The organism is Neolewinella persica DSM 23188 (assembly GCF_000373105.1).
Taxonomy (GTDB): Bacteria; Bacteroidota; Bacteroidia; order Chitinophagales; family Saprospiraceae; genus Neolewinella; species Neolewinella persica.
This window is the reverse complement of sequence record NZ_KB890422.1, coordinates 25,282-49,365: the sequence shown is the minus strand read 5'-3', so window position 1 is coordinate 49,365 and position 24,084 is coordinate 25,282. Positions and strand designations below refer to the sequence as shown.

Below are 24,084 nucleotides of genomic sequence, written 5' to 3'. Positions count from 1 at the left end.
GGAGTACAATTATTGCAGAGGTCTTAATCTTCAGCAATAATTGTACCCTGCCGCTACTATAATAACTACAACTATTCTCTGGCTACGCCAGAACAATTATAAAAATAATAACCATGAATCGCATTCTTTTTGCGTGTATGATCATGCTCGGATTCACCGCTTGTACGGATGATTTCGAAGCCATCAATACCAACCCAAACAGCCCAGTCGCTGTTCCTTCTTCTTACCTGGTAACCCAGGCGCAGCGCGCACTCGTTGACCTCGTCGTCGGTGAAGGCTTTGCGGGTGTAGGCACTTACGGCCAACACTACATCCAGCACCTGTCGCAGACGCAGTACACTGACGTAACCCGCTACGACGATATCCGTACTTCATTCTACGGCTTCTACAACGGCGGCCTAATCGATCTCGAGCGAGTAATCGAATTGAATACTGACGAAGCTACCCGCGACGCCATTTCCGCTTCCGGTCCTAATTCAAGCCAGATTGCTTTGGCTAAGATCCTGCAGAGCTGGGCGTTTATGTCAATGACTGACTTCTGGGGAGACATTCCTTACAGCGAAGCACTCAAAGGAGTAGCCAACCTCAACCCTAAGTATGACGAGCAAGAGCAAGTCTACCGGGGTATCGTTGCTACCCTCGTTGAAGCTGGTGACATGATCACCGCCGGCGCTGCCGGTGTTGAAGGTGACATCATCTTTGGCGGTGACATGCAGCTCGTGCGCAAGTTTGCCAACAGCCTGATTCTACGTGCCGGTATCCGTGTCTCCGACGCAGCGCCAGCCCTCGGCAACGAGTGGGCCAACCTCGGCATTAGCCGTGGGGTATTGGAAAGCAACGATGATAATGTTCAGCTAAGCTACATCGGTGGTGGTGAATTTGCCAACAACACTTTTTACACCGACTTCCTGACGCGTACAGATTATGCCATCAGCGAGCCGCTGGTAGACTTTATGACCGCGCAAGACGATCCTCGTATCCCGGTTTACGCCCAACCCACAGCTACCAGCGTAGCTGGTGGTACAGAAGCATACATCGGTATGGTTTACGGTGTGACTGAAAGTGTAGCAGGTGGTATTCCCGTTGCTGACATCTCTTACCCCGGTACTGCTTTCGTGGGTATCAACTCCCCAGCAGTAATGCTTACTTACAGTGAAGTACTATTCAACCGTGCCGAGGCAACTCAGCGTGGATGGGTCAGCGGTGACGCTGAAGCACTTTATGATGCTGCCATCGCGGCTAGCATGAACCAGCACGGTATAACGGACGCAACGGCTATCGATGCCTTTGTAAACCAGGCAGGTGTTGATTACAACGCTGCCAACTTCGAGCAGCTGATCGGCGAGCAGAAGTGGGTTGCTCTCTTTTTCCAGGGTATGGAAGCATGGTCTGAATGGCGCCGTCTTGGGTTCCCGACTTTGGCTCCCGCTCCAGACGCTATCCAGATCACAACTATTCCTACGCGTCGTGGTTACCCAGACAATGAGTTTAGCCTCAATAACCTAAACTACCTGGACGCTCTCATGCGTCAGTGGAATACGGACGAAGACAAGCTCGACCAGCGCGTTTGGTGGGACGTTGACTAGTAGTCTTTATCAGGTATACCTTCCGTAGGTATTGCTGATACTTACTACTCCAATTTCTTTGGGAGACGAGGCTGTAAGCTTCGTCTCCCATTTTTTTTGATATTTTATCCAGGCATGCATAAACTAATCACTCCTTCCCTCCTTTTCGCCTTCCTATTCCTGCTTGGTTGCCCGGATGACGACCAGATTGTGGTCACCCCAGGTATTATGCCAGAGGACCGTGCTTTTATCTTAAATGAAACGGTTGGAACAACGGATTACGTTATTTTTAGTAATGGCCGAAGAGGTATCCTTACGGCCTTTCAACGGCAGCAGGAAGGAAGCTCCCTGGATTTTACTCCTCTGGACAATGGGCGCACACAGGAAATACTAAGAGACGGTACGGGAACATCATATGACATATTCGGCTACGGGCGTGGCGGGGAGAATGATGGACTCCTACTAAAAGCCATTCCACAAGGAACTGCCTTTTGGCTGGTTTTTGGAGGCCTCTTTCCTGGTGCACCTCTGGACAACGCTCCCATTGTAATACCGGATACCCTGGAACTTCGGTACAATGCCACCTATGACATCCCCATCAATAGCCTGTTTACTGGTGCCGGTTTCGGCATCATTGCAACATTGGACAACCCCGAATTTATGGATTACAACAGGAGAACAGAAGACATTCCTGAAGGCATCGAAGAAGACGATATTATGATCGGGGTCAGCCTGAACGGAGACACCCGGCTTTACCCTGCACCAATTCTTGCAGCACATGAAATTGTTAATGACATCGTTGGTGGTATACCTGTTGCCATTACCTATTCTCCCCTATCGGGATCTGCGCGCGTATGGCGCCGCCCGGAAGCAGCGGGCAATCCTCTGGGGGTTACGGGTATGCTGGCCAACAGTGCGATGCTCATGTTTGACCAAACAGTGGAAGCTAATCGCTACCACCAGATCACCGGTCGCTGTGTTGCTGGGTTCTGTCGGGACCAGTACCTTGAGCCCGTAAATTACGTGGCCACCAGCTGGAGGCACTGGCGAAACCTCATTTCAGAAGTAAAGATCCTTTTACCTTCTCCCAGCATTGACGTAGATCGGGCCCGTAGAATGGATGCGCGGATAAAAACAACAGTACCTCACGGTTTCCCCGTAGACTTCTTCGACACAAGGCTGCCAGAAAAAGTGAGAACCTTCGGCGTGACGGATGGTAGAACCGGAGAAATGTTTACCCTGGAGCAGTTTCAATAGCCTTTGACCTTGCCAGTAATTGGCCCACCTCGTTTTCCAAAGCCTTTCGAGGAAATCAGGTAAGTACGGATAAGCAGTACTCGATCAACAGTCCCTGCACCTGCGATCGCGCCTGCATCAAAAGCAACAAGTTTCTCCTCTCTTCCACTCTTAAAAAGTCAAAGCCTCGTCTCCGGGGTGAGGAAACGAGGCTTCGAAGTAGTTCAGTTTTGGTTAAGGTTAAGCGCGCCAATGGTCCAACAGACCATTAGACCAACTCCTACCCTGCTTCCAGCGCTGCCGCACCAGAAACAATCTCAAGGATTTCTGTGGTAATGGCTTCCTGGCGTGCTTTGTTGTAGCTGATCTTCAGGTCTTTCAACAGTTCAGTAGCATTCTCCGTGGCCTTATCCATCGCCGTCATTCGGGCACCGTGCTCAGAGGCGTTAGTATCCAGCAGGAAGGATTGGAAACGGGTCTTTAGAATGGTTGGCACCAGTTCTTTCAACAGCACCTCCTTGCTTGGCTCGAAGATATAGTCCGCTTTAGTCTTATGCTCGTCTTTCTCTGTCTTATTGTCAACAACGGGCAAAAATTGCTCCGAGATCGCAAACTGCATGGCAGCATTACGAAAACGGGCGTAAGCCACATCTACCCGGTCGTAAGCACCACCGGCAAAGCGATTCATGAGTAACTCAGGAACGACCTTAGTTACCTCGAAAGAAAGGTCTGCCAGCAGTTCCTGGTACTTTGTTTCGATGGTCACGCCAGGTGTAGTTCCGTAATTACGACGGAAGAATTCAGCGCCTTTTTTACCGATACAGATTATATCAAGCTCCTTAAAGCCTTTCAGATCGCTCTCGATAGTTGCAACGGCTGCCTTAATCACATTGGTGTTAAAGGCACCGGCCAGACCACGGCTGGAGGTAATCACCACCATACAGGCTTTGTTTACCGGACGTACCTTATTGAACACCGTGGCAGCATCACCCTCCAGATTGGAGAGGATGTTCGTGAGCATATCGTTCAGTTTCAATGCGTAAGGACGCAATTCCGTGATGCGCTGTGAGGCACGCGACATCTTGGCAGCAGAAACCATCTTCATCGCAGAGGTGATCTGCTTGGTGTTTTGCACCCCTCCGATCCGTTCCCGTACTTCCTTAAGATTAGCCATGATTATTCAAGTTATCTGGTTGTCTAGTTATCTGTTGTCGAGTTATCTGGTTGTCTAGTTATCACGCCTTCAAGTTGTTTGGTCAGTGACTGCAACCTGACAACCTGACAACTCGACTATGCAAACTGTGGTACAAGCTGAGCAGCGACTTCATCGAGCTTAGCAAGGTCAGCCGGATCGTATTTCTTTGCACGGAAGTTCTCCAGTACTTCAGGAAGTTGACGCTCTACTTCGCTGAGGAAGAGGGTTTCGAACTCCTTGATCTTGTTTACGGGAACATCAGCCATACGGTTGTTGGTGCCGAGGTGGATGATGGCGATCTGCTTCTCCACGGCAACGGGGCTGTATTGTGGCTGCTTGAGCATTTCCACGTTACGCTTGCCTTTTTCGAGGATACTCTGGGTAGAAGCATCAAGGTCAGAACCGAATTTGGCGAATGCTTCCAATTCCCGGTAAGAAGCCTGGTCGAGCTTCAGTGTACCAGATACTTTCTTCATCGGCTTGATCTGGGCGTTACCACCTACACGGGAAACGGAGATACCTACGTCGATCGCGGGGCGGATACCGTTGTTGAACAGCTTGGAAGTAAGGAAGATCTGGCCATCGGTGATGGAGATCACGTTAGTTGGGATGTAAGCAGATACGTCACCGGCCTGGGTTTCGATGATCGGCAGGGCCGTCAGGGAACCGCCACCTTTTACGATACCAGCATTTTTAAGGCTCTCGGGAAGGTCGTTCATGCTCTGAGCGATCGCGTCATCATCGATGACTTTGGCGGCGCGCTCCAGCAGACGGCTGTGTAGGTAGAATACGTCACCGGGGTAAGCTTCACGTCCCGGAGGGCGACGAAGCAAGAGGGATACTTCACGATAAGCAACGGCCTGCTTGGAGAGATCATCGTAGATGATCAGTGCAGGACGGCCTGTATCTCGGAAGAATTCGCCAATGGCGGCACCGGCGAAGGGTGCGTAGAACTGCAGTGGAGCGGGGTCCGCAGCAGAAGAGGAGACGATGATGGAGTAAGCCATGGCACCGTTTTCCTCCAGGGTCTTAGCGATCTGGGCTACGGTGGAGGACTTCTGGCCACACGCTACGTAGATACAGTAAACGGGTTCACCGCGATCGTAGAATTCTTTTTGGTTGAGGATCGTATCGATAGCGATGGCAGACTTACCAGTCTGGCGGTCACCAATGATCAATTCCCGCTGGCCACGGCCGATAGGAATCATGGCATCGATGGCCTTGATACCCGTCTGGAGTGGTTCGGTTACCGGCTGGCGGAAGATTACACCGGGGGCTTTGCGCTCCAGGGGCATCTCGTACGTTGTTCCGGTTACCTCGCCTTTACCATCGATAGGCTGACCAAGTGCGTTTACTACACGGCCAACAAGACCTTCACCAACCTCAAGGCTGGCAATACGGCCTGTCCGGGAAACGCGGCTACCCTCCTGAATACCGATAGAGGTACCCATGAGTACAACACCGACGTTGTCTTCTTCGAGGTTAAGTACAATTGCTTCCGTACCGTTATCGAACGTTACGAGTTCACCGGCCTGTGCGTTCTCGAGGCCGTATACACGGGCGATACCGTCACCAACCTGGAGTACAGTACCGTACTCTTCCAGCTCCGTGGCGCTGGTAACGCCAGCTAGCTGCTGCTTGATGATTCCGCTGATTTCGTCGGGCTTGATTCCAGCCATGGTTGCTATACTTTAAAAATGCTTAGTTATAGTTGTTGTTGGGGCGTCCGGTCAGCGGACTAGTGGGCGAGCTCCTTCTTGACTTGGTTAAGTTTGTGCGCAACGCTGGCGTCGTACACTTTACCGTCAAACTCCAGGATAAAACCACCCATGATGGAGGGGTCTACCTTGGTGTGTAGCTCAATGGAAGCCTCAGTCATACCGGCAGCGATAAGCTGTGCTTTGATGGCGTCCAGGCTGGCTGCGTTGAGGGCAGTAGCACTGGTTACCTTCACGGTAGTGATCTTATTGAGGTGTTTGTATTGATCATCGAAAGCCCCCAGGATACCGATCAAATCGGATTCACGGCCTTTGGTAATCAGTACGTTCACGAAGGTTTTAGTCAGCTCTGTGGCGCCTGCTTTATCGAGCAGTTCCTTGAAGATGGCCTTCTTTTTAGTGGCGTTGACCACCGGGCTTTGCAGCACCAGCGCCAGGTCACGGTTGGCCCCCATAGCAATGAGATCGTCGACGTCACCTTTGATGGCGGCGAGCTCGTTGCGTTCCATGGCAAGATCCAACAATGATTTGGCGTAGCGCGTAGCTACTTGTTGATTGGTCATGCGAGGTTTAGTTGAGGTTCTTCACCAGTTCGTTGACGAGTGCCACCTGGTTAACGTCGCTCTTGAGTTCCTTCTGGAGGACTTTCTCGGCGATGTCGATGGCCATGGTGCCAACTTCTTTCTTCAGGTCCGCCATGGCGCTGTCGCGCATGTTGGCGATGTCCCGCTGTGCATTAGCAGATACCTTTTGGGCAGCTTCCTTAGCTTCAGTAACGGCTTCATCGCGGCGCTTCTTTGCGAAGGCTTCGGCTTCGCCGATGATGCGGGTGCTTTCTTCGCGGGCCTCGGCCAGCAATTTAGCGTTGTCGTCTTTCATCTGGGCCATCTGCGCTTGAACACGCTTGGCTTCGTCGATAGACTCCTGGATTTCAGTGTCACGCTTCTTCAGTGCGTTTTGAATGGGCTTGAAGGCGGCACGGCCAACGAAGAAGTAGACAAACGCAAAAACGAGCAGGGTCCAGAACAAGAGTCCCGGATCTGGCATAAGTACGTTGAAGTCGGCAAGAAGCATTGAGTACATAGTTCGTGAATTTTCTGTCGCTTGCTAAAAGCTAAAAATTGGCACCGAAACCGCCGCCAAGCGCGGTTCGGGTTCGGTGCCGTTGTTGGTTGTATTGCGGATCAACATCCACCAACCGTTGTTTAGAGACCGAGGAATCCAACAACGATGGCGAAAAGTGCAGCACCCTCAACGAGGGCGGCAGTAATGATCATGGCGGTCCGGATATCACCGGCGGCTTCTGGTTGACGAGCGATAGCCTCTGTAGACTTAGCACCAATCATACCAACACCAATACCGGCACCGAGTGCCGCAATACCTGCTCCAATAGCTCCCATAATTGAGAAATTTAAGCGATGAAAAAGAATGTGATTCGTAAAGCAGTTACCACATTTGGTAGCTGCAGATTTTTATTTAGTGGGCCGAGGCGTGCTCATCATGGTGATCATGTTCTTCCACCGCAGCACCAATGTAGCTGGCTGCCAGGATGGCGAAGATGAACGCTTGCAGGAAGGCTACCAGCAGTTCGATCAGGTTCATGAATGCGGTGAAGGCAGTGCCTACTACGGCACCGACACCTGCGCCGGCGAGGTTTTGACCGCTTTCGCCAAAGACGAAAATCAGACCAATAAGGCTCAGGATAATGATGTGTCCGGCTGAGATGTTGGCAAACAGACGAATCATCAGGGAGAAGGGCTTAATGATGATGCCCAGTACTTCGACGATGGTCAGAATCGGCTTAACAAAAACCGGCACCCCTGGCATCCACAGGATGTGCATCCAATAGTCTTTATTACCATTAAAGTTGGTCACCAGCATTACCAACAACGCAAGGCCGAGCGTAACGGCGATATTGCCGGTCACGTTAGCACTTCCGGGGAAGAGCGGGATAAGGCCAAAGAGGTTACAGAAGAGAATGAAGAAGAATAAGGACATGATGAAGGGCTGGAAGCGCTCGTAGTGCTTCTCACCGATCATTGGCTTGGTTACTTCATCACGAATAAAAACAAAAACCGGCTCCATCAGGCTCTGTAAACCACTAGGGGCTTTACCGGCACCGTTAATGTATTTCTTCTTGATGATCATTACCCAAACGATCCAAAGCAGCAACGCCGCCAGCATCATAGTGAAGACATTCTTTGTAATACTGAAATCGTAGAAGCTGGTGATGCCACCGCCGGCAAGACCGCCATCAAGCGTAGAAGGCTTATCAAGCTTGTATTCTTCACCGCCGTAGCTAAGCAAACCGAGGTCGCGGGTTTTACCGTCTACTTCGTGCGTTGTCATTTCGATAACATCATGAAGATCATGATCGTTAGCCGCTAACTCAATATGTCCTTCCGGGAAGGCAGGATCCGCAACGCGGTTTACCCGGCCGTGGTTAAGTACGTAACCGTCAACGGCAGTTTTGCCGTGGTGAAACATGTTACTAAGCCCAAACTTGAAGCCGTGCTCAGGTGCATAAAGAATAATCGGGAGGGGAATAGCGTAATGTCCGAAAAGGTGAAACTCGTTCGCATCGGAGATGTGGTTCATGATTTCGGTCACCGGCTCGTATGCCTCATGACTACCTTCCTCACCGTGGCTACCATCAGCTTCAACGCGCTTATCATCATCGTTATGATCCGCCTCCTGGGCGAAGACAAATCCGGTGCTTAAAACAAGCAAAAACAGCAGACGCAAGACCAATTTCATAAGTAGAAATTTTTGGGGCTTCCCCAATTGAGCCGCAAAGGTACACTGTTCCATCTTATTATGGAAGTTAACCTTAGGGTTTTTTACTCTTTTGAGCAGGTCATTTAATGCGCTGGATTCAGCACGCAGGATTTAGGATTCAGTATGTAGTGCTCAGCGGTCAGTGCTCAGCGGTCAGGAATCAAGAATCAGCCATTAGGAAATAGCGGTTCTTTCTTCCTTTGCTCCTTTATCCTTTCGCTTTCACCTGCGGCCGCGCCAAAATATGAAGCAAGTACTAACTACCTTTGCGCCGTTATCCCAAAACCTCCTCATCAAAGTTAATTTTCTATGTCTTCTCCCCTTGACCGCCTCCCCTCCGAAAGCCGCATCTGGATCTACGGCGCTGAGCGCGCGCTGACCGAAAATGAAACCACAACCATTAAGCAACGCCTTCAGGAGTTTGTTGCCGGTTGGGTGAGCCATCGTAAAGAGCTCAGCGCCGCCACCGATATCCTCCATAATCGCTTCCTGGTCATTGGCGTAGATGAGTCACAGGCAGAAGCCAGTGGCTGCTCCATCGACGGCTCCGTCCATTTCCTGCAGGAACTCGGTGCAGAAATGAGTATCGATTTTTTCAACCGGATGCGGTTCAGCTACCGGGATACCCAAAACAACATTCATACGGTCTCCCGCGACGAATTCAAAGTCCTTTATAAGAACGGCACCCTTGAGAACGATACCATCGTCTTCGATCCGCTCGTGAAAGAACTGGGCGAATTGCGCCAGATATTTGAACGGCCGCTGGAGGACAGCTGGCATTCCCGGATGGTATAAAGCCGGAGGCTTTTATAGACGAAAAGTCGCTGCGCTCCCTTTCTTCCTTGGTGGCCTGCGGCAGCCTGTTAATCTATTAATTTGCTAATGCGCATAGCGCTTGTATTGAGCAAGGAGCGAAGCGACCTGGCACCTGATAAGGGCTACGCCCTTATATTAGTGTCATGATGCAATCCCAAGCCCGTCTCGAAGCCATAAGTGACGGTATTTTCGCCTTCGCAGCTACCCTTGTTGTTGTAAGCCTGGACGTTCCGGACAGTTACGCTGAACTCCGCGCCAGTTTTGCGGATGTTGGTAGCTTCGCCGTAAGTTTTATTGCTTTAGTGATGCTGTGGGTCACCCACTACAACTTCTTTCGCCGGACCACCATAATCGACGGTTGGATTATTGCCTACAACTTCGGCATGCTGTTTGTAATGCTCTGTTACATTTTCCCGCTGAAGTTCCTGGCGAAACTGACGTTTGGTGGTGCAACGATCAACAACCACATGGAAATGATGGAACTCTTCCAGTTATATGGCCTGGGGTTCAGCCTCGTTTTCCTTTTCGTTGCCCTACTCTACCGACGCGCTGCTAAAAAAGAACTGGCCAGCGCCGCTTATCTCCACTATTGGAAGCGACATTTTTTAATATTTTTCGGGATCGGCATCTTATCTATTTTGCTGGCAACCTTTAGTATCGGCATGCGGTTCGGCGTTCCGGGCATGATCTACAGCCTCCTGGGACCACTTTGTTACTGGCACGGAAAATCCACCGGGGTGGACCCACCCTCGGTAGAAGCCTGAATTTTTTATTTACCCTGCTGTAATTCAACTACTTCCAGTCAAAAGGCCCAAACAAAAGTTGAAAACAATCTTCTCTGCTATTTAAAATGGTAAATTATAAATTGTAAGTAGTAAATTCGCCCCAATGAATGAGCACCTCGACCCCTCTGCGGAGAACCTTCAACCCGAAGACGGGGCCATGGAGCGGGCCTTACGGCCCGACTCCCTGGATGATTTCAGTGGGCAGCCTAAGATTGTAGAGAACCTGAAGGTCTTCATTCAGGCGGCAGTACAGCGAGGGGACAGTCTTGACCATGTATTACTGCATGGCCCTCCGGGCTTGGGTAAAACAACCCTCAGTCACATTATTGCCAATGAATTAGGTGCAGAACTCAAACTCACCTCCGGTCCAGTATTGGAAAAGGCCGGCGACCTGGCTGGCCTGCTGACTAACCTCAATGAAGGAGACGTCCTCTTCATCGACGAGATCCACCGGCTGAACAACGTTGTGGAGGAATACCTCTACTCCGCCATGGAGGATTACCGCATCGACATCATGATCGACAGCGGGCCCAACGCCCGCTCCGTACAGATCAGCCTGGAACCCTTCACCCTCGTGGGTGCGACCACCCGCATGGGGCTCCTGACCGCGCCGATGCGCGCGCGCTTCGGCATCAACTGTTTGCTGGATTATTACGACACCGCTACCCTGATCAAGATCATCAAGCGCAGCTGCCAGATCATGAACATCCCCGTAACGGAAGACGGGGCCAATGAGATTGCGCGGCGCAGCCGCGGCACCCCCCGGATTGCTAACGCCCTCCTGCGCCGTATCCGGGACTTCGCCCAGATAAAGGGCGACGGCATCATCGATAAAAAGATCGCCGATTACGGGCTTTCTGCCCTCAACGTCGATGAAGGCGGATTGGACGAGATGGACAACAAGATCCTGGACGCCATCATCAACAAATTCAAGGGTGGGCCCGTTGGGCTTACCACCATCGCTACTGCCGTCGGCGAAGACGCCGGCACCGTTGAGGAAGTGCATGAGCCCTTCCTCATCATGGAAGGCTACCTGCAGCGGACGCCGCGTGGCCGGCAGGCCACGGAGAAGGCTTACCACCACATTGGGGCTACGCCGCCAGGGACGGTGGGGACTTTGTTTGAGTTTTAGGGGGGAGGAATTTTATCTTTAAGCTATTCGTTAATAAGACATAGCTATCTAGCAACGATCTCTGCCGTTTCAACAATTGATGGCACCCGCGATCCCGCAAAAAAGCCCCTTCAATAAAGATCAACCACAAAAAAACGCCTCCCACAAAAGCGGAAGGCGTTGAAAATTGATTACAAAGTAATCTAGTGCAAAGTCTTTGGGAGTAGGTCGTTCATTGTCAATAGTTCTTAGTCCATAGCAGGTAGGCTTTACTTCTCACGATGGACTATAGACTCTACCTATTACTAAAGGCTGTAACTAACACCAAGGCTAATATCACGACCACGCGTGTACTGGCTGAAGATGTATTCCTGGCCTTTAAAGTCGGAGAAAGTCTTGAAGTCAGGGTTCAGCAGGTTCCGGGCGCGGAAGCTGAACTTGAAGTTGTTGATGGTCTTGGAAACGGAAATGTCCAGCTGACTGCGGCCCTGCTCGAAGATGTCGGGGGAACCAACGGCACCGATGGACTGCAAACGATCGCTGAAGTAGTTGTAGGCGATGATGGCATCCCAACCGGTTTCCGGGGTGCGGAAAGCCAGGTTAGCATTGGCTACGATGTCAGACTGACCGTTGAAAACACGGTCACCGCTGAATTCAGGATCAACTGCCTGCCCAAGTTCCACCTCACGCGCATCAATTTCCTGGCTGGATTGGATGTACGCCAGGTTGCTGCTAAAGGTGAAGTTCTGCAGCTTCTCGCTTAGGAAACCCAGTGACTTACGGAATTCGAGTTCGATACCATAGAGATCTGCACTCTCAGAGTTCGTCCAGGTAAACTGCTGCTCTCCGGAAAGGCGGAAGGTGGTTACGATTGGGTTGGTAAACTGCTTGTAGAAAGCAGAGAAAGCGATCACTTCACCGGCGTTGGGGAAGATCTCGTAACGCAAGTCGAAGTTATCGATGTTGGTAAGCTCCAGATCCGGGTTACCGAATACGGTCGGCTCACCGAGGAAGCCGAAGCTACCGAAGGGCGCTACTTCACGCATATTCGGGCGGGCAATCGTTTGAGAGAAGCCCAAGCGCAGGTTTGACTTTTCCGTTGCTTTAAAGATCAGGTTCAGCGCAGGCATGAAGTTCGTCTCGTCAATATTCGCGGTGTTATCATCGATTCGGTCCTGGTCCACTTCCCGCATATTCTCGGTAGCCATGGCAATTTCGTTAGGTACCACGGCGCTTTCTACCAGAATAGTCGTCTGCTCCGTACGAAGACCAGCCACCGCTTTCAGGCGAGGGGTTACTTCGTAAGTGAACATGCCGTAGGCAGCCGCTACGTCGAAGGTGCCAGTATAACTGTTGGCCAGGTTGGAGTTGTCAAAGACAAAGACACCGATTTCATTCCGTCCAGACTCTCCTCCAATGATGCCCAGATTGTCAGGGCCAAGCCAGGTACCGAAATCTCCGCCAGCCTGGCTGAAAGAAATTCCGGAACGGTTATCGTAAGCGAAGATATTTTCGTTGAAGTTACGCTCCTTCGTTTGGTACTGACCGCCAATCTTGAAATTATTAGCTCGGCTCTTGGACTGAAGGAAAGGGATCGTAATGTCCAGTTTCCCCTGGTAAGAATCATCGGCCAGTTCCCGGAAGAAACGGCTCGGACGAGAGAACTGGGAAGGGTCAATAATAAAGTTCTCCCCTTGCTGGATGTATTCTGCAAAGCGCAAGTCTGGTTCGTTCTGCTCGCTGTTTACGTAGTTCGCCGTCCAGTCAATTTTCACCCCACCGAGGCCGGTAAGTACGTGCTCACCCTGAGCAACGTAGTTAATGAGTTCACGTTCCAGGAACGTTGAAGCCTGGGAACGGTAAAAGTTATCGGCATCACCACTAGCGCCTTTGTTTTCATTTGAGCCCTGCAGGACACGGCCTTCGGTAAACCCTTGATGACTGTAGAGGCTATAAAGGGTAATTTCGTTGGAAGGGCTGGGCTTAAAGCTTAGGCCAAGCATACCGCCAACTTTACCCGCCTGGGTACTCTTATCATCACGGACATCGTAGATTTCCTGCAGTGGTCCACCGTCGCCGGGGTTAACAAAGTTTCCACGACGACCATTGTTATACTGGCTGAAATCCTGGCTTACGCTTGCGGTTGCAAACACGCCTACTGGCATGGAACCGATCTTAAATTGGTTACCAATATTGGCACTCAGGTTGTAGTCTAGGCCAGAGTTCTTACTGTTGAGGTCAAAACCATTTCCTAATTCGTTAGCGACCTGGTCAACGCCAGCCGCTAAGTCATCGTCCCGGCGGGCCCGACGGCCAGCATTGCTCTCCAATACGCCAAGTTCTCCATCAGCGTACTGGTTCAGGCTGGCCGGACGGTCCAGCGTACCATCGTTATAACCAAGGCCAATGCCGTCACCAGCATCGTAAGTTACGAAGTTGTCCTGCAGGTTAGCCTGACCGTTGTAGCCGCCGGAGGCAGAAATACCCCAGGTAAAACGCTCGGGGAGCGCCTTGATCTTGATGTCCACACTACCACCGGTGAAGTCACCGGGCAAGTCAGGGGTGAAAGTCTTGGAGGCGGAGATGTTGTCGAGGATGCTGGTAGGGATCAGGTCCAGCTGGGCACTGTTCCGGTAAGGATCGATGCTTGGGAGGCGGAGGCCATTGATGGTGGTAGCGGAGTAGCGGTCCCCCAGGCCACGGACGTAGACGTACTTGCCGTCAACAACGGTAGTTCCGGTGACCTTGGTCAATGCTGCTGCGGCAGTTCCTGAACCAAGGCTCTTGATCTCCTGAGAGGAAATCATATCCTTGGCGTTGATGTCGTTTTGGCGGAGTTTCATCACGGCTACTTCGCCGGAGTTAATTGCCTTAGCCGTAACCGTAACGTCAAGCTCCAGCTCCACGCCAGTATCTCCTGAGAAATTGACGTCCAGAATAGTTGTTTCATTTGCTTTCACGACCACGCCCTCAATGAGCTGATCTCCGTAGCCAACGTAAGAAGCCACCAGTATATAGGTCCCGGGGTCTGCTTTGAATTGGTACTTTCCTTCAATAAAGTCCGTTTGCGCACCAATCGTGGTGCCCTGAATGACGACATTGGCGCCGAGCATCGGGAAGCCATCTTCGTCATAAACTGTTCCAGAAATTGCTCCTGTTTGAGCAAATACCGTCGTTGCCAATACCAGCAACGCAGCAAGGATAAAAATGCGATTGAGCATAAATAGGGAATTGAAATTGTTTTTGCACTAGATGCTGCAAAGGTCGGCCCATACAATAAGCAGACTCCACAATATCAGATTACTTTAAGGTTAAGTTTTACGCCACCTCGAAAGGGTATCTACGCAAGGTTTTCCGGGCGCGAACGCCGGTGCAATGAAAAAACAACAAAGCATTGTAAAGCCTATGTTAACATCTAGGGTTAGCAATTGGTGTAAAAGTTACACTAAGCGCAGAAACAATGGCTTTATTATCAACTATCAGCACAAAGCATCCAATAATGCTTGTTGGTGTAATTGTAGTTTGTTGACTTAGTTACTATAAGGTTTAGGCTTGACAGACCACTAGGTTAAAATGTACTAATTAGTGCCACCAAAAATCATCGAGCTGATACTGGTAGGGCGGGGCTTGCCCCGCCCTACCAGTGCTTAGATTGGAGGCCGCGTTCGCTTCGCGAACGCGGAATGACCTGACGTTAACCAAGTAGGGGCAGGGCTTGCCCCCGCCCCTACTTATCCGGAACTTAAAGTACAATGTCCTATTGGGTAAAAGTGCCTTAGTGGTTGTTTAACCACTAAAGAAATTACTTACTAACCACCATTTTCTGTAGGAGGCGACCACCTTCCGCATCAAGAACGATGAAGTAAGTTCCGTTGGGCAGATTAGCTACGCTGACCGTTTCGAACTGCTCACCAGCCGTGTAGTTGCGGGTACGGCGCGCCAGTGGACGACCGAGCATATCGACGATGGTCAGCGTTACTTCCGCCGCACGTGGTAGGGTGAAGGCAACGCGCGTTGACTGGAAGGCAGGGTTTGGAACCGGAGCATCTAAGCGCATACCGTTGCTGACGACTTCACCGACGCCGGTAGTCCCGTTCTGTACAATATCTGTGGTCTCCAGTGCCGACCAGCCCGTGAGCCAGTTCTGTGCACGAGTTCCATTTCCGGGAGCAAAAGCACCATAGTAAACGACAGACTCAAAGCCGTCTACCGCAGCAGGAGCGTCCTGGCCGGCTGGGCCGAACTCATTCGGACGCGGATCGATCTCTCCTCCATCGGTACTCCGATCCATATCGATAAGAGCAGGGTTGATGATTTGGTTATTGGCCATTGTCATGGCCGCAGCGAATGCAGCGGAAGAAGCATCTACTTTCACTTCTCCCTGATCTACTGCCAGGAAAAGATCAGCAGCCTCCGAGCCGGCACCAAAACCGAAGAAGATGTTGTCCTTCATCTCCAGGTCTCCGGCCTCGAAGCGAGCGAAAGCGTCTACCTCAGTATCATCCCGATCTTCGACGGCGATGGCTGCGCCATTGAAGTCTGTAAAAATGGAGTTGCGGTAATAGCCACCAGCATTGTCGCGGAAGAGAATGGATAATGGCAGGGCACGGTTGGCGTCACCACCGGTAGCCGTCTGTCCGTTGCCGATACCTACGTAAGTAGCGTTGTAAATCGTTGGCTGGCTGAAGGGTGCCTGGCCGTCGGGGTTGGCGCCGTCGTGCTCACCGGAACGACCGGTACCCGAGTTAGGGCCCTGGAGGGCGTACCAGAACTGGCCACCGCCGCGCCAGCCGAAGTCGTAGTCGAAACCATCGTCTCCGCAGAAAGAAACTGCTGCATGGTCGACCCGTACGGTACCGCCGAAGAATTCGATGCCGTCATCTTCGTTGGCGAATACTTCGACGTAGTCGATTGTCGTACCAGAGCCTACACCACCGAGCGTAAGGCCGTTGATTTCGTTGTCGGTAGACAGCTGGGCACCGCCATGGCGGATAGATACGTATTTAAGAATACCGGAGTTATCGGTATCGTCGGGGGTCATCCCACCGCCGAAACGGGCACGGGCTTCGTCGGCGTCAATGCCTTCGATACCATCTTCGCCGCCGGGGCGGGCAATGGTCGCATTACCGAGGATGATCAGGCCACCCCATTCACCACGATCCTGGGCGGTGAAGTCGCCTGCATCTTCCAGATCGTCGTCAAAGGCAGTGAAGATGATGGGGGCATTGGCGGTACCAACAGCGTTGATGGTCGCATCGCGGGTGATGATCAGTGCGGAGGTGTTGTCTCCGGAGGTGATGTCAGCAGCTCCGCGGATTACTGTACCTGCCCCAATGTTGAGGGTAGCATCTGCTTCGAGGTACACCAGTCCGTCAAGGACGTAGCAGCCACCGTTCCAGTTGTAGGTTTCACCGCCGATTAAGTCAGCATCGGTGATCGTGGTACAGGTTTCTGTGTCAATTGGAGTAACGAGGTCACCAAGGTAGCCGTACTCGCTCAATGCCGTCCAGCCCTGAAGCCAGTTCTCGCTGTTGCCGAAGGCGCCGCGGTAGGATACACCGTCGAAGTAATCGTCATCAGAAGGCGTAGCACCGGCGAGGATACCGGAAGTAGCGTTGAGGCGTGGGTCCAGCCCACCGTCATCGGTACGGCTGATACCGGCGATACCGGTTGCACCAACTGTATTGTTGGTCGCCATCGCAGCTGCAAAAGTGGAGGAACTTGCGTCAACCTTCACTTCACCCTGGTCAATGGCCAGGAAGAGATCCCCGGCAGTAGTTCCTGCACCAAAGTCTTCGAATACGTTACCGTTGAAGGTCAGGTCGCCTTCGGCAAAACGGGTGTAGGCATCAACTTCTGTATCATCACGGTCTTCGACCGCAATGGCAGAGCCGTTGAAACCGGTAAAGACGGAGTTATTGTAGAAACCACCGGCGTTGTCACGCAGTAGGACAGACAATGGAATAGCACGGTTGGCATCACCACCGGAAGCAGTGGCACCGTTACCAATACCAACGTAAGTAGCATTGTAAATGGTAGGCTGGCTGAAGGGTGCCTGCCCGTCGGGGTTAGCGCCATCGTGCTCACCGGAACGGCCAGTACCGGTGTTCGGTGCCTGAATCGCAAACCAAAATTGGCCATTACCGCGCCAGCCGAAGTCGTAGTCAAAGCCATCGTCTCCGCAGAAGGCAACGGAGGCATGTTTGATGGATACGGTACCACCGAAGAATTCGATGCCATCGTCTTCGTTGGCAAAAACTTCAATGTAGTCCATCTCAGTACCGGAGCCTACACCACCGAGGGTAAGGCCGTTAATTTCGTTGTCGGTAGACAATTGGGCTCCACCGTGGCGAATGGAGACGTAGCGTAGCACACCGGAATTGTCTGTATCATCAGGTGCGTCAGCACCACCAAAGCGGGCACGGGCTTCGTCTGCATCGATGCCTTCGATACCGTCTTCTCCTCCGGGACGTGCAATAGTGGCATTACCGAGAAGGATTAAACCACCCCACTCACCACGATCCTGAGCGGTGAAGTCGCCGTTGTCCGTCAGGTCATCATCTTCTGCGGTAAAAATGATGGGGTTGCCGGAAGTGCCGCGGGCAAATATCTGCGCACCACGGGTAATGATCAGGGCGGAGGTATTGTCACCGGTGGTGATCATAGCGGCACCTTTGATCGCGGTACCTTCCTGGATGTTGAGCACACCGCCAGTTTCGAGGTAAACGAGGCCATCCAGAATGTATACGTTGTCGTTAGTCCAGTTATAAGTCATGTCGCCAACCAGGTCGGCGTCAGTGATCCGAATATCAGCTGCGGTGGCAAAAAAGCCCAAAAAGAGCGCAGCAAAAAGTAGGGTAAATTTAGTTTTCATCTGTTGGAGTTGATTTCTGCCGCAAAGGTCACCCGACACGGTTAACTGCATCCCAGTCTGATGTTAACTTACTGTTACTTGTACACTATCTCACATTAAGCTTTATGGTTTTTGGGCTGTTTGGGCGCTTGGCCAACTGTTTCCATGGCGCGGCCGCTGGTGCAAAAAATGGTTTAAAAGCGCAAAAACAGCTGACGACCGTATAAAATCGGGCCGCTACCCCACCCCTGCTCTTACTCGTTCCGATTCCTGCAACCTGCGACCGCGCCCCTCCTTTTGCTGAATTTAACAGTTTAACAAATAAGAAAACCTGCCAACCAATCGTTATCTTGCCAATCATACCAAAAAGAGCTGAATGGCTAAACGCTACACATTCCTACTTTTCATCGCAGTTTTCACTTTAGGTCTCAGCGCGCAAAGCACTGATGTCCCGACCGGGCGTTGGCAAACTTTAGATGATGAAACTGGCGAGACCAATTCCATTATAGAAATCTATGAGCAGGACGGCAAGTACTTCGGCCGGATCGTTGAAATCCTGACAGATAATAAGAATGCCCTTTGCACTAAGTGCTCTGGCGCAAAGAAGGACCAGCCAATCAAGGGCCTGGTCATCATCGAGAACCTGGAAAAGTCCGGAGATTACTGGAAAGGCGGCACCATTCTAGACCCGAAAAAGGGGGCAGATTACAAGCTCTCCGCCTGGTTTGAGAACAGTGATTCTGAAACACTATTCATTCGTGGTAAGCACTGGACGGGCATCTACCGCACGCAAACCTGGAAGCGAAAAAAATAATTTACCGGCCTTGGTAAGACAACACAACCAAGGCTTGAAGCATCATAAAGACAAACCCAATTTTTTTCATACTTAAATCGAATCATGGATCAAACTTCTACTCAAATTGACATGGTCGCCTATTTGTACGGCGAAAGCACCCCAGCCCAGACGCGGGCGACGGAAGCAGCCCTGGCTGCTGACCCGGTTCTGCGCGGAGAGCTGACGGAGCTCACTCAGGCCCAGGCGTCGGTCCCCAAAGTGCGGTTCAACGCACGGCGGAGACTACTGAATGTAGTTCGTAACTACGCCTTCGGACCAGATTTACAGCTCTCGCTGTAAAATAGACAGCCGCTGCGCGGCTTCGGTAGACGTTCGCTGCGCTCCATCGGTAGATGCGCTTCGCGCTGGCAGGAGATAGGCTACCGCACTGCTTTGCTCACTCCGCTCGTGGGGTACAACCAGCTGATTAACTTTGGCTGGTTGTACCCCACTTTACGTATTGCTCCTTCCTCTACATACCACACCTGTGTGCTGTCCTCTATGACAACCGACTACTGCGTAGCATTTTTTCTTTCCGGCAACAATGCAAGAGATCCCTACCAGTTCATCTCCAGTTACTTGACCACCCAACTATGAAAATCGGCCTCCTCTCCGATACCCACTCTTACCTCGACCCCAAAGTCTTCGATTATTTCAAGGACTGCGATGAGGTCTGGCACGCCGGTGATCTTGGGGACGTCTCCCTACTCGACGAGCTTGAAGCCTTTAAGCCCACCCGGGGCGTTTATGGAAACATCGATGATACTGACGTGCGTCGGCGCTGGCCACTCAATCTGGAATTCACCGTTGAGGGGCTTCACGTATTCATCACCCACATCGGTGGGTACCCAGGCCGATACACATCCCGGGTACGGCAATTACTGGACGATACGAAGCCCGGGCTCTACATCTGTGGCCACAGCCACATCCTTAAAGTAATGATGGATAAAAAACGAGGGATACTTCATATGAACCCTGGTGCCTGCGGGAAGCATGGGTTCCACCAGGTCCGGACCCTTCTTCGGTTCGACATACAGGCCGGGCGGGTAGAAAACCTTGAGGCAATTGAACTCGGAAGCCGCGGATAGCAGACGGAAAATCGCTTTGCTCTTTTCTTCGTAGTCTGGCTTCGCCCTTGGTAGAAGGTAGTAGGTAGGCTACTCACTACCTAATACCAAATGAGCGAAGCGACCATCTATCAAAGCGCGGAGCGCTGTCTATCAATCTATACCCTACTTTTGTCGAAAAGAATACCATGACAGTAGACGATAAGCTAATATCGCGTTTAGCAAAACTCTCCCGCCTTGACCCCAGCCCGGCGCAATCGATAAAACTGCAACAGGATTTAAAAAAAATCCTTGGGATGGTGGAAAAGTTGGATGAGTTGAAGCTGGATGCCGTAGAACCTCTGCGGTACGTTACCGGCGTGGAAAACGTTTTACGCCCAGATAAGGCAAGCGGTCATATTGACCGGGAGCAAGCGTTAAAAAACGCACCAGACGCGGATGAGGAAGGCGGATTCTTCCGGGTTCCGAGGGTTATTTAGCAGACTACTTCCTGTTATTTGTTCCATCTGTCACACCAACCATCGGGACAAAATCGTCCTCTTAACAAGAACTAACCGATTAAAAAACCAAGTATGCACCCCGTAATCAACATCAAGGACCTTACAAAGACCTACGTAATGGGCCAAACCAAGGTCCACGCCCTTCGCGGTATTGATCTGATCATCAATACCAACGAGTACGTTGCCCTGATGGGGCCCTCTGGTTCCGGCAAATCGACGTTGATGAACCTTTTGGGGTGCCTCGATACGCCAACCGATGGTAATTACGAATTAGACGGCAAAGACGTCAGTAAAATGGATGACACGGAGCTCGCTAAGATCCGTAATGAAAAGATCGGGTTTGTATTTCAGACGTTCAACCTTCTACCCCGCCAATCAACCCTGGAAAACGTCGCTCTACCACTGGTGTATGCCGGAGTGAGCCGCAAGGAAAGGGAAGCTCGGGCCCACGAAGTCCTGGCCTCGGTCGGCCTTGGTGACCGGACGGACCACAAACCGAACGAACTCTCTGGTGGCCAGCGCCAGCGCGTAGCCATCGCCCGGGCACTGGTCAACAATCCTGCCATTATCCTTGCGGATGAACCTACTGGTAACCTGGACACCAAGACGAGTATTGAAATCATGGAAATTTTCGAAAAAATTCAGGCTGCGGGTAATACCGTTATCGTAGTAACCCACGAGCCAGACATTGCCGAGCATGCCCACCGAATCGTTCGTCTGCGGGACGGTGTAGTAGAAGTTGACGAAAGAAATGAGATGATCAGACTCGCCAGTGATCCTGAGCACCGGTATAAGCAGGGGCTTAGCCTTTAAGGCGCTCCGCGCCTTAGGCGTTGTAGCGGTCGCTAGCGCTCCTTGTTGCAGGGTCGCTAGCGCTCTTTGTTGCAGGGTCGCTTCGCTCCCTGTTGCAAGGGTTGCATGTTTACAATCGTTACGACTATCCCTTTTCTGCAACGTGAGCATAGCGAACCTGCAACCCCTGCAACGTGAGCATAGCGAACCCTGCAACACCTGCAACGTGAGCATAGCGAACCTGCAACCCCTGCAACGTGAGCATAGCGAACCCTGCAACCCCTGCAACGTGAGCATAGCGAACCCTCCAACTCCACAGGCGTTACCTCCCCATGAAGATTTATACCAAAACCGGAGACAAAGGCCAAACCGGCCTGTATTCAGGTAAGAGACTCAGTAAAGCCCATCCCCGGGTAGAGGCCTATGGCACCGTTGATGAGCTGAATGCCTGCGTCGGGTTGCTCCGTGACCACGTTACGGACGAAGCGGTACGGGAACAGTTGCTGGCCCAACAACACCACCTCTTTGCGCTGGGAGCCGCCATGGCCGATGACCGCCCTGGCCAGGCATATCAATTGCCGCAAAATGCTGCGACGGACCTGGAGACCGCGATGGACACCATGAACGAGGAGCTACCGAAGATGACGCACTTTATTCTTCCGGGCGGTTCCCTTGCCGTTAGCCATACGCATATTTGCCGGACGGTCTGCCGGCGTGCGGAGCGCCGCACCGTAGAACTGGCTGGTGAAGTGGAGTTGGATGAAAGCATCATCGTTTTCCTCAATCGCCTGAGTGATTATTTCTTTGTTTTGGGGCGTCATTTAGCGCGAATTGAAGGGGTTGAGGAAGTCAAGTGGATCAGCTGATCATTGCTTCTTCGTACTTTCGCGCCAGATTTTCCTAACCGACCAAGCATTTAACCAATGAATATTTCAGTAATCGGCGCCGGCCAAATGGGTGCGGGCATTGCCCAGGTTTTCGCCACCGGAGGCCATCAGGTCAGCCTTGTAGACATAAACCAGACCGCTCTGGACCGGGGCATTGCCACCATTGGCAACAGTCTTGACCGGATCGTTAAGAAAGAACGCATCACGGAAGCAGAAAAAGCAGCCGCGTTAGCAAATATTACCGGCTTTACCGATATGGGGGCGGGGACGCAGGAGGCAGACCTGGTTATAGAAGCAGCGACGGAAAACGTTGACCTGAAGCTTAAGATCTTTGCTCAATTAGCTTCCCTTGCACCTGCGGCCGCGCCTCTTGCTACAAATACGTCAAGCATCAGCATCACCCGCATCGCCGCAGCAACGGATCGCCCGGACAAGGTGATCGGGATGCACTTCATGAATCCAGTTCCGGTAATGAAACTGGTGGAGGTGATTCGTGGCTACGCCACTAGCGACGAAACGACGGAACTGGTGATGAACCTCAGTCGGGAACTAGGCAAAGTGCCCGTAGAAGTGAACGATTACCCAGGCTTTGTGGCCAACCGGATTCTGATGCCGATGATCAACGAGGCCATCACTACCTTATTTGAAGGCGTGGCAGGTGTAGCAGAAATCGATACCGTAATGAAGCTCGGCATGGCCCACCCAATGGGGCCGTTGCAGCTGGCAGATTATATTGGCCTGGACACCTGCCTGGCCATTCTGGAAGTGATGAAAGACGGTTTTGGTCGTGCCCATTTTCAGCCCTGTCCGCTACTTGTTAATATGGTCATGGCCGGCAAACTGGGACGTAAATCGGGCGAAGGCTTTTACGATTACTCAGGAGGAGGCAAAGAATTGGTGGTTAGCGGTTCTTTTGTGTAGTCAAATTTAGCGTAACCAATTATCTTGCAGGTTGCAAGATAACAACCTACTACCCCATGACCTGTCTCAACTGCGCCACCGAATTCGAAGGAAAATTCTGCCCCAACTGTGCCCAGCGGGCGAGTACGCAGCGCTTCACTTTTAAGCACCTCCTGACCCGTGATTTCCTGGCGGATACGTTTAACTTCGACCGGGGCTTCCTGCATACCTGTAAGGCCATGTTCTACCGACCGGGTTACGCCATTGCCGATTACCTGAATGGTCAGCGTAAAGAGTATTTCAACTTTATCGGTTTCCTGTTGATTCTATTGGGGATTGAAGCCATTTTTTGGGAGATGGCCGTAAATTCTCCGGCTGAGTATATGGTAGAGGTTTTGAACGAGCAGCTCGCAAAAAACAATACATTCGGGGCAGTCAACCTTGGCATTGAGGAAGTAGAAACCGTACTGCGCAACCAGAAACTCCTGTTCATCCCGGCTATTCCGTTAGCGGCCATAATTCCCTACTTTGTATTCCGCAGGCTTAAGTTTAATTTCCTGGAGCACTGTATCATCATCAGTTTCCTACTAGCCATGAATACACTGCTGGGGATCGTCACCCTTGGTGTTTTAGGTCTCCTCCCTATTTCCTTTGCTACCTATAAAGCAATTTACCTGCCTTTCTCGTTCGTGGTGCTCTTTTTCGATTTCCTCGTGTTCTGGCAGATTGCCAAAACGGCTAACTACTCAACTGGTGGTCGGCTTTGGCGTACAATCATAGGTGGCTATATGGCCATATTCGTTATTGGGCTCACCCAACAGCTTTCGATGGGTATCCTAACCGGGCGCCGCATGAAGATGGAGGAAGAAAGAATCACTCCAACCGAACTACCCGTCACTCAGCCCGCCGAAGAAACTGCCGCCCCGGGGAATTAATGCAGGCTTAATCTCCCGCCGACTTGATAGTCTACGCCGATGAATTAACTTCGCGCTCCTTCTTCACGTTACGTACGGCGAGGGAATTATTCTCCGCCTCAACCAAACCAA

The 24,084-nt window shown here is 51.7% G+C and carries 21 protein-coding genes; 13 read left to right on the top strand and 8 right to left on the bottom strand.

The window, feature by feature from the left end:
* The first annotated feature begins 113 nt into the window (after positions 1-113).
* Both B036_RS0107565 and B036_RS31795 read left to right on the top strand, forming a co-directional pair.
* A complete protein-coding gene (locus B036_RS0107565) occupies positions 114-1,586 on the top strand; it encodes a SusD/RagB family nutrient-binding outer membrane lipoprotein (RefSeq protein ID WP_044102092.1) in 1,473 nt (490 codons plus the stop codon).
* 114 nt (positions 1,587-1,700) lie between these two features.
* On the top strand, positions 1,701-2,822 hold the full coding sequence (locus B036_RS31795; protein WP_020568092.1) for a DUF3179 domain-containing (seleno)protein: 1,122 nt from the start codon (positions 1,701-1,703) through the stop codon (positions 2,820-2,822).
* A gap of 259 nt (positions 2,823-3,081) precedes the next feature.
* Here B036_RS31795 and atpG read toward each other — a convergent pair whose 3' ends face one another.
* The 6 genes from atpG to atpB form a co-directional block, all read right to left on the bottom strand.
* On the bottom strand, positions 3,082-3,975 hold the full coding sequence (atpG, locus tag B036_RS0107555; RefSeq protein ID WP_020568091.1) for an ATP synthase F1 subunit gamma: 894 nt from the start codon (positions 3,973-3,975) through the stop codon (positions 3,082-3,084).
* 116 nt (positions 3,976-4,091) lie between these two features.
* Positions 4,092-5,675: a F0F1 ATP synthase subunit alpha gene (gene atpA, locus B036_RS0107550; RefSeq protein ID WP_020568090.1), complete on the bottom strand. Its 1,584-nt coding sequence runs from the start codon at positions 5,673-5,675 to the stop codon at positions 4,092-4,094.
* A gap of 59 nt (positions 5,676-5,734) precedes the next feature.
* Positions 5,735-6,277 carry an ATP synthase F1 subunit delta gene (gene atpH / locus B036_RS0107545; protein ID WP_026231779.1) on the bottom strand — a complete coding sequence of 181 codons (543 nt, stop codon included), beginning with the start codon at positions 6,275-6,277 and terminating at the stop codon, positions 5,735-5,737.
* Between the two features lie 7 nt (positions 6,278-6,284).
* On the bottom strand, positions 6,285-6,797 hold the full coding sequence (gene atpF, locus B036_RS0107540) for a F0F1 ATP synthase subunit B (RefSeq protein ID WP_157472074.1): 513 nt from the start codon (positions 6,795-6,797) through the stop codon (positions 6,285-6,287).
* 122 nt (positions 6,798-6,919) lie between these two features.
* A complete protein-coding gene (atpE, locus tag B036_RS0107530; protein WP_020568087.1) occupies positions 6,920-7,114 on the bottom strand; it encodes an ATP synthase F0 subunit C in 195 nt (64 codons plus the stop codon).
* Between the two features lie 76 nt (positions 7,115-7,190).
* Positions 7,191-8,471 (bottom strand): F0F1 ATP synthase subunit A, encoded by a 1,281-nt coding sequence (gene atpB / locus B036_RS0107525; protein WP_020568086.1) that lies wholly within the window; start codon positions 8,469-8,471, stop codon positions 7,191-7,193.
* A 330-nt stretch (positions 8,472-8,801) separates the two neighbouring features.
* Between atpB and B036_RS0107520 the strand changes: the two genes are divergently transcribed.
* From B036_RS0107520 to ruvB, 3 genes are all read left to right on the top strand, one after another.
* Positions 8,802-9,287, top strand: a complete 486-nt coding sequence (locus tag B036_RS0107520; protein WP_020568085.1) for a hypothetical protein — start codon at positions 8,802-8,804, stop codon at positions 9,285-9,287.
* Between the two features lie 164 nt (positions 9,288-9,451).
* A complete protein-coding gene (locus B036_RS0107515) occupies positions 9,452-10,072 on the top strand; it encodes a TMEM175 family protein (RefSeq protein ID WP_020568084.1) in 621 nt (206 codons plus the stop codon).
* Between the two features lie 124 nt (positions 10,073-10,196).
* Positions 10,197-11,225, top strand: coding sequence for a Holliday junction branch migration DNA helicase RuvB (gene ruvB, locus B036_RS0107510; protein WP_020568083.1), 1,029 nt, complete (start codon positions 10,197-10,199; stop codon positions 11,223-11,225).
* A 284-nt stretch (positions 11,226-11,509) separates the two neighbouring features.
* Here ruvB and B036_RS0107505 read toward each other — a convergent pair whose 3' ends face one another.
* Both B036_RS0107505 and B036_RS31790 read right to left on the bottom strand, forming a co-directional pair.
* Positions 11,510-14,425 carry a TonB-dependent receptor gene (locus tag B036_RS0107505; RefSeq protein ID WP_020568082.1) on the bottom strand — a complete coding sequence of 972 codons (2,916 nt, stop codon included), beginning with the start codon at positions 14,423-14,425 and terminating at the stop codon, positions 11,510-11,512.
* A gap of 581 nt (positions 14,426-15,006) precedes the next feature.
* The gene (locus tag B036_RS31790; RefSeq protein ID WP_020568081.1) at positions 15,007-18,078 is read right to left on the bottom strand and encodes a T9SS type A sorting domain-containing protein; all 3,072 of its coding nucleotides are present in this window, start codon (positions 18,076-18,078) and stop codon (positions 15,007-15,009) included.
* 355 nt (positions 18,079-18,433) lie between these two features.
* Between B036_RS31790 and B036_RS0107490 the strand changes: the two genes are divergently transcribed.
* The 8 genes from B036_RS0107490 (at position 18,434) to B036_RS31785 (ending at position 23,973) form a co-directional block, all read left to right on the top strand.
* Positions 18,434-18,871 (top strand): DUF2147 domain-containing protein, encoded by a 438-nt coding sequence (locus B036_RS0107490; protein WP_020568079.1) that lies wholly within the window; start codon positions 18,434-18,436, stop codon positions 18,869-18,871.
* 84 nt (positions 18,872-18,955) lie between these two features.
* Positions 18,956-19,192 carry a hypothetical protein gene (locus tag B036_RS0107485; RefSeq protein WP_020568078.1) on the top strand — a complete coding sequence of 79 codons (237 nt, stop codon included), beginning with the start codon at positions 18,956-18,958 and terminating at the stop codon, positions 19,190-19,192.
* Positions 19,193-19,485: 293 nt separating this feature from the next.
* On the top strand, positions 19,486-19,980 hold the full coding sequence (locus B036_RS0107480) for a metallophosphoesterase family protein (protein WP_020568077.1): 495 nt from the start codon (positions 19,486-19,488) through the stop codon (positions 19,978-19,980).
* Positions 19,981-20,147: 167 nt separating this feature from the next.
* Positions 20,148-20,438, top strand: a complete 291-nt coding sequence (gatC, locus tag B036_RS0107475) for an Asp-tRNA(Asn)/Glu-tRNA(Gln) amidotransferase subunit GatC (RefSeq protein WP_020568076.1) — start codon at positions 20,148-20,150, stop codon at positions 20,436-20,438.
* Between the two features lie 93 nt (positions 20,439-20,531).
* Positions 20,532-21,272 (top strand): ABC transporter ATP-binding protein, encoded by a 741-nt coding sequence (locus B036_RS0107470; protein ID WP_020568075.1) that lies wholly within the window; start codon positions 20,532-20,534, stop codon positions 21,270-21,272.
* Between the two features lie 311 nt (positions 21,273-21,583).
* A complete protein-coding gene (locus tag B036_RS0107465) occupies positions 21,584-22,117 on the top strand; it encodes a cob(I)yrinic acid a,c-diamide adenosyltransferase (RefSeq protein ID WP_020568074.1) in 534 nt (177 codons plus the stop codon).
* 57 nt (positions 22,118-22,174) lie between these two features.
* Entirely contained in the window at positions 22,175-23,059 is an 885-nt protein-coding gene (locus tag B036_RS0107460; protein ID WP_020568073.1) for a 3-hydroxybutyryl-CoA dehydrogenase, read from the top strand.
* Between the two features lie 56 nt (positions 23,060-23,115).
* Positions 23,116-23,973 carry a DUF3667 domain-containing protein gene (locus B036_RS31785; protein ID WP_020568072.1) on the top strand — a complete coding sequence of 286 codons (858 nt, stop codon included), beginning with the start codon at positions 23,116-23,118 and terminating at the stop codon, positions 23,971-23,973.
* Positions 23,974-24,084 lie beyond the last annotated feature (111 nt).